This is a genomic window from Stenotrophomonas sp. STEN087 (genome assembly GCF_056759115.1).
In genome coordinates this window covers 70,133-81,541 of the sequence record NZ_JBRRCR010000011.1, presented here as the reverse complement: position 1 = coordinate 81,541, position 11,409 = coordinate 70,133, and the positions used below count along the sequence as shown (strand labels likewise).

Annotated in this window: 11 protein-coding genes and 2 tRNA genes; 2 read left to right on the top strand and 11 right to left on the bottom strand. The window is 68.0% G+C overall.

Annotated features, from left to right (window positions below):
- Window positions 1-201 precede the first annotated feature (201 nt).
- Together ACVOK1_RS05115 and ACVOK1_RS05110 are read left to right on the top strand one after the other, a co-directional pair.
- Window positions 202-606, top strand: coding sequence for a hypothetical protein (locus ACVOK1_RS05115; protein WP_406232098.1), 405 nt, complete (start codon window positions 202-204; stop codon window positions 604-606).
- On the top strand, window positions 599-1,051 hold the full coding sequence (locus ACVOK1_RS05110; protein WP_481561321.1) for a hypothetical protein: 453 nt from the start codon (window positions 599-601) through the stop codon (window positions 1,049-1,051). Before ACVOK1_RS05115 ends, ACVOK1_RS05110 begins: the two co-directional genes overlap by 8 nt.
- Window positions 1,052-1,193: 142 nt before the next feature.
- On the opposite strand, the gene ACVOK1_RS05105 is transcribed toward ACVOK1_RS05110, so the two are convergent.
- From ACVOK1_RS05105 to ACVOK1_RS05055, 11 genes are all read right to left on the bottom strand, one after another.
- A tRNA-Gly gene (locus ACVOK1_RS05105) sits at window positions 1,194-1,269 on the bottom strand.
- A gap of 105 nt (window positions 1,270-1,374) precedes the next feature.
- Complete coding sequence (locus ACVOK1_RS05100; RefSeq protein ID WP_481561320.1) at window positions 1,375-2,481, bottom strand: NAD(P)/FAD-dependent oxidoreductase; 1,107 nt, start codon at window positions 2,479-2,481, stop codon at window positions 1,375-1,377.
- Between the two features lie 139 nt (window positions 2,482-2,620).
- Window positions 2,621-2,696: transfer RNA gene (locus ACVOK1_RS05095), tRNA-Gly, on the bottom strand.
- 295 nt (window positions 2,697-2,991) lie between these two features.
- Window positions 2,992-3,618: a CDP-diacylglycerol--glycerol-3-phosphate 3-phosphatidyltransferase gene (gene pgsA, locus ACVOK1_RS05090; RefSeq protein ID WP_079221387.1), complete on the bottom strand. Its 627-nt coding sequence runs from the start codon at window positions 3,616-3,618 to the stop codon at window positions 2,992-2,994.
- A 17-nt stretch (window positions 3,619-3,635) separates the two neighbouring features.
- Window positions 3,636-5,480 carry an excinuclease ABC subunit UvrC gene (gene uvrC / locus ACVOK1_RS05085; protein ID WP_164073976.1) on the bottom strand — a complete coding sequence of 615 codons (1,845 nt, stop codon included), beginning with the start codon at window positions 5,478-5,480 and terminating at the stop codon, window positions 3,636-3,638.
- On the bottom strand, window positions 5,477-6,889 hold the full coding sequence (locus tag ACVOK1_RS05080) for a hypothetical protein (RefSeq protein ID WP_164073977.1): 1,413 nt from the start codon (window positions 6,887-6,889) through the stop codon (window positions 5,477-5,479). Before ACVOK1_RS05080 ends, uvrC begins: the two co-directional genes overlap by 4 nt.
- Window positions 6,886-7,374: a low molecular weight protein-tyrosine-phosphatase gene (locus tag ACVOK1_RS05075; protein WP_481561319.1), complete on the bottom strand. Its 489-nt coding sequence runs from the start codon at window positions 7,372-7,374 to the stop codon at window positions 6,886-6,888. Before ACVOK1_RS05075 ends, ACVOK1_RS05080 begins: the two co-directional genes overlap by 4 nt.
- Entirely contained in the window at window positions 7,371-8,144 is a 774-nt protein-coding gene (gene kdsB / locus ACVOK1_RS05070; RefSeq protein ID WP_108768416.1) for a 3-deoxy-manno-octulosonate cytidylyltransferase, read from the bottom strand. The genes ACVOK1_RS05075 and kdsB overlap by 4 nt, the downstream gene beginning before the upstream one ends.
- 75 nt (window positions 8,145-8,219) lie before the next feature.
- Window positions 8,220-9,239, bottom strand: coding sequence for a tetraacyldisaccharide 4'-kinase (lpxK, locus tag ACVOK1_RS05065; RefSeq protein WP_481561318.1), 1,020 nt, complete (start codon window positions 9,237-9,239; stop codon window positions 8,220-8,222).
- Window positions 9,239-10,987, bottom strand: a complete 1,749-nt coding sequence (gene msbA, locus ACVOK1_RS05060) for a lipid A export permease/ATP-binding protein MsbA (protein ID WP_108768414.1) — start codon at window positions 10,985-10,987, stop codon at window positions 9,239-9,241. The genes lpxK and msbA overlap by 1 nt, the downstream gene beginning before the upstream one ends.
- Window positions 10,984-11,406 carry an ExbD/TolR family protein gene (locus tag ACVOK1_RS05055; protein WP_108768413.1) on the bottom strand — a complete coding sequence of 141 codons (423 nt, stop codon included), beginning with the start codon at window positions 11,404-11,406 and terminating at the stop codon, window positions 10,984-10,986. Before ACVOK1_RS05055 ends, msbA begins: the two co-directional genes overlap by 4 nt.
- Window positions 11,407-11,409 lie beyond the last annotated feature (3 nt).

Here is an 11,409-nt window from a genome sequence, read left to right as displayed (position 1 = left end):
CGGGAAACGAGACTCGAACTCGCGACCTCAACCTTGGCAAGGTTGCGCTCTACCAACTGAGCTATTCCCGCAGATTCCGTTCGACCTGCGTCGAAGGAGCGCTATTGTGTCCAAATTCCTTCACGCCGTCAACAGTCTTCACGCACCGCGATCCGGGCCTTGCGCAGTGGGGTACCCTGCCCCGCCCGGACGCCTCGGCCCATGTTCCTGCACGGCAAATCTCTGCTGATCTCCCTGCTGCTGCACCTGCTGGTGGGCGCGCTCTATTGGACGCTGATGCCGCTGGGCATGAACTGGTATCGCGATCATGTTGGTTTCAGCTCGCACGGCAACATCGGCCTGGGCCTCGCGCAGTACTACGCGTTCGTGCTGTTCCTCGGCGCACAGCCGTTGATCGCCGTACTGCGGCCGTTGGCAGCGAAATTGTTGGTGCTGGCCATCCCGCTCGCATTCGCGACCTGGACGCTGATGCACAACAACCCGCTGCGCATGGTGTACTTCACCGTCGGGCCAGGCGTGCTTGCACTTGCCGCGATCGCCGCGAGCATGCGCTTCGCTGCGCGCACCACCACCTGGAGCACGCGCAAGGAGCCCGCGCATGAGTGATCGCAGCACTCGCTTGTACTACCTGGCGGCAGTCGTGATCTGGCTGGCCGTGATGGCCGCGCTGATTCATGCCGGTACGCAGACCGACTACTGGATGCAGCGCTGGCTGGAACCCGGCGAAGTGCAGCCCTATCCCATCCGCGCCGTTGCGATCTTTGCCCTGATGAGCACGATCGAAATCGCGGTTGTCATGCTGATCGTGCGCCCATGGCGATGGCGTCGGCTCTGGCTGCGCCTGCTGATCGCCTTTGCGCTGCTGCCGACGTGGTCGGTACCGTTCGCGATGGGCGCGATGCACCAATCGCCGGTCTACGGCACACACCTGCTGTGGTTGCTGCTGCTGGATCTGAGCCTGTTCCTGGCCCTGTGCGCGGTGTCCGTCATCAGTGCGTGGCAGGGGTTTCGCAGCCGCGCTTCCACCGCACGCAGATACCCTTCATCGTGAGCGCAGCACTACGCCATGCAGCCACCGACATGGGCCTGATGTTCGCAGCCTGCGCGCTCGCAGTCTGCCTTTCGACCCATCTGGTATCGAAGCACTGACGCAAACTAAAAACGCCCCCTTCCGGGAGCGTTTTTCTGCAATCTGGAGCGGGAAACGAGACTCGAACTCGCGACCTCAACCTTGGCAAGGTTGCGCTCTACCAACTGAGCTATTCCCGCAGATTCCGTTCGACCTGCGTCGAAGGAGCGCTATTGTGTCGATATTGCTGCACGGCGTCAACCGGATTTTTCGGGTCGTCTGCACAGCGTCGTTCAGCTTGGCGGTCAGGCCCGCACCCCGCGCCGGTGGAAGTAGATCTGCTCGGCCACGCGCCGCGTCGCGGCGGTACGCAGCAGCGCGTTGAGCGGCCAGTCCTGCTGCAGATGGTCCATCGCCCAGCGCAGCACGCGCTTGCGGCGGAAGGTCGGCGCCACCCGCCGCGCCACCTGTTCGGCGGCGGGGCCCTGGCCACGCAGGTGCAGGCCGATGGCATCGCCGACCGCCCAGCCATGCCGCCACGACGAGTGGATGCCGCCGGCCGACAGCGGCGAGACGATGCCGGCCGCATCCCCGGTCAGGACCAGGCGGTGGCCGGTGATCGGGCCATCCGGCAGGCCGCAGGGCACCAGCCCGGCGCGGGTGGACGACGGCCGCAAGGACGGTGGGATGCCGACGATGTCGCGCACAAGTTCGATGAAGCCATCGATGTACGGCACCCGCGCCTGCATCGGATCATGGCGCAGGGCGAGCCCAACCTGCACGCCCGTGGGATTCTGCGCGACCCAACCGATGTAGCCCGGCGCGTAACGCTTGCTGACGAAGCAGTGCAGCGCATCGCCCTGCGGCAACTGCAGGCCATCGAATTCGCGCTCGACGCCATAGAGATTGTCGCGCACCTGGCCCAGGCCGGTACGCCGGGCCACGCGTGATCGCGCGCCATCGGCACCGACCAGATAGGCGCAGCGCCCTGCCCCGTCCACTTGCCAGCCATCGCCATCGACCTCGGCATTGCTGAAGGACTGCTGCAGGCGCAGATCCACGCCGCTGGCACGCAGTTCGTCGGCCAGCCAGCGCATCAGGCCCGGGGTGTCGGTGGTGAGGAAGTAGTACCCGGGCGCGGCCAGCTGCACGCTGCGCAGGTTCGGCGCGTACAGCCGCACGCGGGCGACACGCTGGACCAGATGCTCGGGCATGCGGCCCAGCCAGGTCTGCTCCATCGCTTCCTTCACCACGATGCCGGTGGTGTGCAGGCGCTCGCCGGGATCGGCCTTGCGCTCCAATACGCAGACGCGCAGGCCGTACTGCGCGGCGGCCAATGCGCAGGCCGCACCGGCGAAGCTTGCGCCGACGATGACCAGATCGTGGTCGTAGGCAGAGGACATGTGCGGCATCGCGGCATCACCGGTTGGGAACGGAGAAGCAGCGTCGCCCGCGTGCGTGGCGGGGCGATGGGGTGGCGGTGAAGTGGGGATGAAGCGCGCTCCGCGCACAACGAAAAACGCCCCCTTCCGGGAGCGTTTTTCTTGAATCTGGAGCGGGAAACGAGACTCGAACTCGCGACCTCAACCTTGGCAAGGTTGCGCTCTACCAACTGAGCTATTCCCGCTTGGGAGGCGAAATTCTACCTGTTCTGGGAACGGCGTCAAGCGGTTTTTTCAGGGGGATTTCGCGGCGCTTCGGCATGGCGTATCCACGCATGGCGTGGATCTACTACGGCGCGCGATGTGTCGGTAGATCCACCAGCAGATCCACGCCATGCGTGGATGCGGGCATCCCGCTCCGGTAGATCCACGCCATGCGTGGATGGAGGCATCTCGATCCAGTAGATCCACGCCATGCGTGGATGGCTGCAACCGTGGGGTCAGAGCCCTTTCCTGCGGAAAGGGACCCGCCCCCGGGGCTCAATTGCCCAGCTTCTTCTGACGCGAACGCTCGCGCGCGGCGCGCTCGTCTTCGCGCAGGCTCGGCCAGGCGGCATGCAGGTACTGCAGGCCCGACCACAGGGTCAGCACGGCGGCAATGGCCAGGGTCCAGTCGCCGATATGGAACACCGGCGGGCCCATCCAGATGTCATTGACCGGCACGTTCGGTGCCACCGAATACAGCAGGCACAGCAGCGCGACCATCTGTGCGGTGGTCTTGACCTTGCCGATCATGGCCACGCGCACCTTGGCGCGCTGGCCCAGCTCGGCCATCCACTCGCGCAGCGCCGACACCGCGATTTCGCGGCCGACGATCACCGCCGCCCAGAACGCCATCCACGGCGTCGGGTGGCCCTGCACGATCAGGAACAGCGCCACGGCCACCATCAGCTTGTCCGCCACCGGATCGAGGAAGGCGCCGAACGCCGATTCCAGCTTGTACCGACGTGCGATCCAGCCATCGAGCCAGTCGGTGATCGCGGCCAGGCCGAAAATCGCCGCGGACGCGAAATTGGTCCAGGTGTAGGGCAGGTAGAACACCAGCACCAGCACCGGGATCATCACGATCCGCAACAACGTCAGCCAGGTGGGCAGGGTCAACTTCATGCGGCTTGCTTCTCTCTCTACTCGGCCGGGTCAGGCGTGGCCAACCCGTGCAGGTTAGCGTAGATGCGTGCAGCGAGGGCGTCATTGATGCCCTCGACCTTGGCGATTTCAGCTTCGCCGGCGGCTTTCAGGCCGACCAGACCACCGAAATGCTTGAGCAGGCTGGCGCGCCGGCGCGGGCCGATACCGGGAATATCTTCCAGCTTGCTGGTCATCCGGGCCTTCTGACGGCGGCCCCGATGTCCGGTGATGGCGAAGCGGTGCGCTTCGTCGCGCACCTGCTGGATGAACTGCAGCGCAGGATTGGCCGCGCCCGGGCGCAGCTCGCGGCCATCGGGCATCACCAGCGCTTCGTGGCCGGCGCGGCGCTCCACGCCCTTGGCCACGCCCACCAGCAGCACGCCTTCCACGCCCAGGTCGGCCAGGGCGGCCTGGGCCTGGGCCAGCTGGCCGGCGCCACCATCGATCAGTAGCACGTCGGGCAGCACGCCCTGCTCTTCCACGGCGCGGCGGAAGCGGCGGTCGATGGCCTGGTGCATGGCCGCGTAATCATCGCCGGGCTCGATGCCGCTGATGTTGAAGCGGCGGTACTGCGCGCGCACCGGGCCGGCGGCATCGAACACCACGCACGACGCCACGGTCGCTTCGCCCATGGTGTGGCTGATATCGAAGCATTCCACCCGCTTGACCGGTTCGGCCAGGCCCAGCATCTCGCGCAGGGCTTCGCTGCGCGCGTGCTGCGCGTTGCGGCTGTTGAGTTCGGTGGCCAGGGTCAGCTGCGCGTTGCGGCTGGCCAGCTCCAGGTAGCCGGCGCGCTCGCCACGCACGTTCCACTTCAGCTGCACCTTGCGCTCGGCCGAGGCCGAAAGCGCGGCCACCAGCAGGTCGGCATCGGGAATCTGCCGGTCCAGCAGGATCTCGCGCGGCGGCTCGAATTCGATGTAGTACTGCGACACGAACGCGGCCAGCACCTCTTCGGGGCTGTCCTCGCCATTGGTGCGCGGGAAGAACGGGCGGGTGCCCAGATTGCGTCCATCGCGGAAGGCCAGCAGCAGCACGCAGGCCTGCGAGCCGTGCATGGCCACGGCCAGCACGTCCAGGTCGGCGGCGCGGCCATCCACGTACTGGCGGGTCTGCATGCTGCGCAGCGAAGCGATGAGGTCGCGCAGGCGCGCGGCCTTCTCGAACTCCAGCGCCTCGCTGGCACCCTGCATCTGCTCGCCCAGCTCGCGGGTCAGCTCATCGCTCTTGCCTTCCAGGAACAGCGTGGCGCGGCGCACTGATTCGGCATACTCCGGCGCCGGCACCAGGTCCACGCACGGCGCGCTGCAGCGGCCGATCTGGTACTGCAGGCACGGCCGCGAACGGTTGCGGAACACGCTGTCCTCGCAGCTGCGCAGCTTGAACAGCTTGTGCATCAGGTTCAGCGTTTCGCGTACTGCGGTGACGCCCGGGTACGGCCCGAAATAACGCCCGGGAATAGCGCGCGGGCCACGGTGCAGGGCGATGCGCGGCCAGTCCTCGCGGGTCAGCAGCACGTGCGGGTAGGTTTTGTCGTCGCGCAGGGACACGTTGTAGCGCGGCGACAGGGATTTGATCAGCTGGTTTTCCAGCAGCAGCGCTTCGCCTTCCGAGCGCGTGACGGTCACGTCCATGCGCGCGATCTGCGAGAGCATCGACATGATGCGCGCGTTCTTCGGGCTGCCGTTGAAGTAGCTGCCGACGCGGTTGCGCAGCGCGCGCGCCTTGCCCACGTACAGCAGCGTGTCGTCGGCCGCGTACATGCGGTAGACGCCGGGTGCGGTGCTCAACTGGGCCGCGAAGGCCTTGCCGTCGAAGGCCGGGGCGGTGACGTCGGTCATTCGCTGATCGGCACTTCGCTGAGCACGCCGCTGTCGGGGTCGAAACGCAGCACCGCGTGCGCGTCGGTCTCGGCAATCCACACTGCACCGGCGCCGACGGCCAGGCCGGCCGGGCCATGCAGGCGGCGCGGCAGTGGCTGGGTGACCAGATCGCCGCCGCCCAGGCGCAGCGTGCGCAGGCGGCCGTTGCCGGTGTCAGCGATCCACAGCACGGGTGCGTCCGGGCTCAATGCAATGGCCTGCGGATACTGCAGGCTGGCCTGCCCGCGCGGGCCATCGTCGGCGCCGAAGCGCCAGGCGCCCTGCCCGACCAGGGTCTGAACGAGGTCACCGCGCAGCTGCACCGCACGGATGGACGAGCCCAGCGCATCGGCCACGTACAGCACCTGCTGCACCACTGCCAGGCCGGTAGGCTGGGCGAACGCAGCCATGTGGCCACTGCCGTCGCGCTCGTCGATGGCACCGCTGCCGGCGCGCCATTGCAGGCTGCGCAGGCCGAGGTGGAAGCTCCACAGGCGGTTGTCGCCGGCCATGGCGATATGCAGCTGGTTGTCGGCGATCGCCAGGCCAACCGGGTTGTCCAGCGCCACCTGCCGCGCCTGCGCCACCGGCCCTTCGACCGGCGTGCCAGGGCGACCGTTGCCGCACAGCGTGTCGACCTGTCCGGTCGCGAGGTTGATGCGGCGCACCGCGTGGTTGCCGGTATCGGCCACGTACAGCGACTCGCGCTCGAGCACCAGCCCCTGCGGGCGATGGAACGCGGCTTCGGCCAGGTTGCCATCCATGAAATCAGCGGTACCCAGCCCGAACTGGCGCAGCACGCGCCCGCCATGGCTGCACTCGAGGATGCGATGGCGACCGCTGTCGGCGATGTACAGGCGGTCCCGGTTGACCGCGAGGCCGGCCGGGAACCGCAGCGGATGCGGCAGTTCGGGATGCAGCTCGCTGCCGCCGCGCGACGGTGCCAGCGGCGCGCCTTCGCAGAGATCGTTCAAGGCGCGTTCCAGCTCGCCGGGTGCGCCCAGGCCGACCAGGCGCTGCTGTTCGCGCCCCTGCGCGTCGAGCAGGATGACGGTCGGCCAGGCCGTGACGCCGAAGCGGCGCCAGCCGTCCCAGTCGGCATCGAGCAGCGCCGGCATCGATAGACCCTGCCTGCGCAGCAGCTTCAGCGCAGCGCCGGCGTCGCGTTCGAAATCGAAGCGCGGCACATGCAGCACCAACGGCTGCAGGCGGCCCGGGTTGCGTGACAGCCATTGGCCGAACTCGGCCAGCCGCTGCATGCTCCAGGCCGATGCGGCATTGACGAACAGCAGCGCGACCGGCCGGCCACGCAGTTCGGTCAGGGTGCAGGGGGCGGCATTGAGCCAGGTGGCAAACTCGGGCAGGTCCTGGACGGGCTGTGCGTTCATGGCCTGATTATGCCGGACTCGACGTCATGCAACAGTCGTGCCACGGTCCGTTGCGCGGCCTGGTCGACCATCGCCCAGACCTGCTCGAAATGAACCTGGCCGCCGGTATAGGGGTCGGGGATGGCCTGCACGCCCTGCCCGCCTGACCACGGCAGGTACAACGACAAACGCCCGCGCTGGGCGGCCGTGGCCAGCCGTGCGGCGTCGCGCAGGTTGGCCTCGTCGGCGCAGAGGATCCAGTCGAAGCGTTCGAAATCCCCCGCCTGCAGCTGGCGCGCACGCAGGCCACCGATATCCACGCCGTGGCGGGCGGCACAGGCAATGGCGCGCCGGTCAGGTGCTTCGCCGACGTGCCAGTGGCCGGTGCCGGCCGAGTCAACCTGCACCCGGCCGGCCAGCGGCGAGGCCTGCAGTCGGGCACGCAGGGCGCCCTCGGCCATCGGCGAGCGGCAGATGTTGCCCAGGCAGACGACCAGCAGGTTCATCGCGCGGCCATGGACTGCAGCAGGGCTTCGGCGCGGGCCAGGTCTTCGGGCGTGTCGATGCCCGGCGGGAAGGCTTCGGGCGAGATTGCCACGCTGATCGGGAAACCGGCTTCCAGCACGCGCAGCTGTTCCAGCGCCTCGACCTGCTCCAGCTGGCCCGGCGGCATCGCCGCGAACTGCTGCAGGAAGCCGGCACGGTAGCCGTAGATGCCGATATGGCGCAGCCAGCGATGGCCATCCGGCAAGGCCTCGCGGCTTCGCGCGAAGCCATCACGGTGCCAGGCGATCGGCGCGCGGCTGAAATACATCGCTTCGTTGCGCACGTTGCGCACCAGCTTGACCACGTTCGGGTCGAACAGGGTTTCGGCATCCTCGACGGAGGTGGCCAGGGTCGACATCGGTGCATCACCCTCGACCAGCGCCTGCGCCACGGCACGGATACCGGCCGCCGGGGCAAACGGTTCATCGCCCTGCAGGTTGACCACCACGGTTTCGTCGGACCAGCCGGCGATGCGCGCGCACTCGGCCAGGCGGTCGGTGCCGGAGGCGTGGCTGACCGCGGTCATGGCTACCTTCACCTCGGCCAGGCCATCCAGGGCATCGGCAATGCGGGTGTCATCGGTGGCCACCCAGACCTCACGGGCGCCGGCCAGCAGCGCGCGGCGTGCCACGTGCAGCACCAGTGGTTCACCGCCCAGCGGGCGGAGCGGTTTGCCCGGCAGCCGCGAGGCGGCGTAACGGGCCGGAATGGCGACAACGAATTCAGTCATGCGGGCGGTACTCGGCAGGCGCGATACAACGGGAATGCGGCCGGCGGCGGGCGATTGCAAGCGCCGCGCGGCCGCTCAGTTCGGGCGCAGCTTGTCCAGGCGGTCGGTCAGCGCCACCCAGAACGCAGCCGGCAGTTCGGCGCGCAGCGGCACCGCGTAATGCCAGTCGTTGCCGAACGCACGGCACTTCACCGCGTCCTTCTCGGTCATCAGCACCGGCAGCTGGCTGCCGAAGGACAGGTCCTGCGGCTGGTAGACCTGGTGGTCGGCGAAGGCATGCGGCACCACGCCGATGCCGCGCGCACGCAGCATGTCGAAGAAGCGCTGCGGGTTGGCGATGCCGGCCACGGCATGCACGCGCTGGCCCGCGAAATACGCCAACGGGCGCGGACGCCCACCCGGCAACGGCTGCGCGCTGTCGATGTGCAGGGCCATCGGCCACTGGCCGAAACCGCAGGCCTGCGCGGCGGTGGCCTCATCGGCCTGGCCGAGGTTGACCACGCGGAAATCACATTCGTCAGCACGGCTGACCGGCTCGCGCAACGGCCCGGCGGGAATCATCCGGCCATTGCCGTATCGGCGCTGCGCGTCGATGACCTCGATCTCGATGTCGCGCTGCAGCCGGTAGTGCTGCAGGCCGTCATCGCAGACGATGACATCGCAGCCGGCCGCGATCAGGGCCTTGCCGGCCGCCACGCGGTCGCTGTCCACGCGCACCAACACGCCGGCCTTCCACGCGATCAGCACCGGTTCGTCACCGCCCAGCGCGGTGGACGTATCGGCCTCAACCCAGCGCGCCTTGTCCGCTTCTTCGCGACCATAACCACGGCTGGCCACGCCCGGCTTCCAGCCGGCCGCGCGCAGGCGCTCGACCAGGGCGATGGTCAGCGGCGTCTTGCCGGTGCCACCGGCGGTGATGTTGCCGACCACGATGACCGGCACCGGCAGCGCGTGGCGCTTGAACCAGCCCTTGCGGTACAGCCGCCGACGCAGCGCGGCCACGCCGGCATAGACCGGCGCCAGCAGCCGCATCGCAAATGGAACCGGGCTGCCGTCGTACCAGTACGGCGGGGTCTGGGTACCCTTGCCTGCCATCAGTCCTGCCTTTCGCGGAACTGCATGCTGTGCAGGTGCTGGTACAGGCCACCCATTTCCAGCAGTTCCTTGTGGGTGCCACGCTCGACGATGCGGCCGTGGTCCATCACCAGCACCTGGTCGGCGTGCTCGATGGTGGACAGGCGGTGCGCGATCACCAGGGTGGTGCGTTCGGGCATCAGGCGCTGCAGTGCGTCCTGCACCAGGCGTTCGGATTCGTTGTCCAGCGCGGCGGTGGCTTCGTCCAGGATCAGGATCGGCGCGTCACGCAGGATCGCGCGGGCGATCGCCAGGCGCTGGCGCTGGCCGCCGGACAGCAGCGCGCCGTTCTCGCCCACCGGGGTCTGCAGCTGCTGCGGCATGCGCGCGATGAACTCCCAGGCGTTGGCAGCTTCGGCCGCGGCACGGATCTGTTCATCGGTCGCGTCCATGCCGTAGGCGATGTTGGCGGCGATGGTGTCGTCGAACAGCATGACCTTCTGCCCGACGATGGCCACCTGGCGGCGCAGGTCGGCCAGCGGATAGTCATCCAGGGCCACGCCATCGAGGGTGATGAGGCCGCCACTGGGCTCGTAGAAGCGCGGCACCAGGCGGATCAGGCTGGTCTTGCCGCTGCCGGAACGACCGACGATGGCGGTGACGGTGCCGGGCCGGGCGACGAAGCTGATGTCATCCAGGGCGATGCCGCTGTCGGCGCGGTAGCGCAGCATGACGTGCTCGAAGGCCAGTTCGCCGCGGGCGCGCTGCAGCGGCGTGCGCCCTGCGTCGCGCTCGACCGGCATGTCGATGATGCCGAACAGGCGCTCGGCGGCGGCCACGCCACGCGAGATCGAGGTCTGCACGCTGGTCAGGCGGCGCAGCGAGGGAATGATGGCCATCATCGAGGTCATCAGGCCCATGAACTGGCCAGCGTTGAGCTTGCCGGCCAGCGCTTCGCGGGTGGACACCCAGACGATGACCGCCAGCGCCAGCGCGGCCAGGAACTGGACCACGCTCGACGCTGCAGCGCGGGTCACTTCGACCTTCATGTTCAGCGCCAGCATGCGGTTGGCCAGGCGCGAATAGCGGCTGATCTCGTGCTGCTGGGTGCCGTGCACCTTCACTTCCTGCTGCGCGGCCAGCGACTGCTCGGCGGTCTGCGCCATGGTGCCCATGCCGTCCTGGATGCCTCGGCTGATGCGCCGGTAGCGTTTGCCCACGTAGGAGACGATGGCACCGATCAGCGGCACCACCAGCAGCATGGCCAGGGTCACCTTGACGCTCATCTGCAGCATCACCACCAGCATGGCGATGATGGTCAGCGTGTCGGCCACCACGGTCTTCAGCGCGTCGGCGCTGGCCTGGGTGACCTGCTCGGTATCGAAGTTCAGGCGGCTGACCATCACCGGCGTGGCTTCGGTATCGAAATGCGAGGACGGCAGGTGCAGGTACTTTTCCAGGATCTGCTCACGCAGGTCGCGGACCACGCTGCGGCCGGTCTTGGCCAGCGTGTAGTCGCTGACCCAGGTGGCCAGGCTGCGCATCAGGAACAGGCCAAGGATGGTCAGCGGCAGGATCACCGCCATGCGCGGCTCGGGGTTGACGAAGCCGCGGTTGACCAGCGGTTCCATCAGCTTGGTGAAGTGGTAGCCGGCCAGGGCCTCGACCACCATCGCGATGACGGCGGCCACCATGAACACCCAGTAGGCCCGGGTATAGCCGAGCAGGCGTTTGTAGATCGGCCACACCGGCGCGTGATTGGAACTCATGGACGCACCTCTGGCGCTGTTGCGATTGCGATACGGCGGAAGCCGAGCTGGCCCAGCGCATCCTGCGCGGTGACCACGGCCTGGTAGGGAGTGCGCGCGTCGGCACGCAGCAGCACGGTCTGCTCGCGGTCGGTACCGGCCACCGCAGCAATGATCTGCTTGACCGACTCGACGTCGGTGCGCAGCACTTCCTGGTCGTTGACGAAGTAGCGGCCGTCGGCGTTGATCAGCACGCTGAGCGAACGCGGCGGCTCGTTGGTCTGCTGGTCGCTGGCGGTCGGCAGCTGCACCTGCAGCGTCGAGCGCGCATCGAACGTGGTGGTGACCACGAAGAAGATGATCAGGACCAGGATGACGTCGATCAGCGGAACCAGATCGATATGCGGCTCATCCTGGGATCGGTCGTTGCCGATGCGCATCGA

Bases quoted from the DNA above. Each gene is read 5' to 3' on its own strand.
- ACVOK1_RS05075 (WP_481561319.1), bottom strand. From the start codon at position 7,374: ATGAACCTGCTGGTCGTCTGCCTGGGCAACATCTGCCGCTCGCCGATG.
- lpxK (WP_481561318.1), bottom strand. From the start codon at position 9,239: ATGGCAGGCAAGGGTACCCAGACCCCGCCGTACTGGTACGACGGCAGC.
- ACVOK1_RS05080 (WP_164073977.1), bottom strand. From the start codon at position 6,889: ATGAACGCACAGCCCGTCCAGGACCTGCCCGAGTTTGCCACCTGGCTC.
- msbA (WP_108768414.1), bottom strand. From the start codon at position 10,987: ATGAGTTCCAATCACGCGCCGGTGTGGCCGATCTACAAACGCCTGCTC.
- ACVOK1_RS05110 (WP_481561321.1), top strand. From the start codon at position 599: ATGAGTGATCGCAGCACTCGCTTGTACTACCTGGCGGCAGTCGTGATC.
- pgsA (WP_079221387.1), bottom strand. From the start codon at position 3,618: ATGAAGTTGACCCTGCCCACCTGGCTGACGTTGTTGCGGATCGTGATG.
- ACVOK1_RS05055 (WP_108768413.1), bottom strand. From the start codon at position 11,406: ATGCGCATCGGCAACGACCGATCCCAGGATGAGCCGCATATCGATCTG.
- uvrC (WP_164073976.1), bottom strand. From the start codon at position 5,480: ATGACCGACGTCACCGCCCCGGCCTTCGACGGCAAGGCCTTCGCGGCC.
- ACVOK1_RS05115 (WP_406232098.1), top strand. From the start codon at position 202: ATGTTCCTGCACGGCAAATCTCTGCTGATCTCCCTGCTGCTGCACCTG.
- ACVOK1_RS05100 (WP_481561320.1), bottom strand. From the start codon at position 2,481: ATGCCGCACATGTCCTCTGCCTACGACCACGATCTGGTCATCGTCGGC.
- kdsB (WP_108768416.1), bottom strand. From the start codon at position 8,144: ATGACTGAATTCGTTGTCGCCATTCCGGCCCGTTACGCCGCCTCGCGG.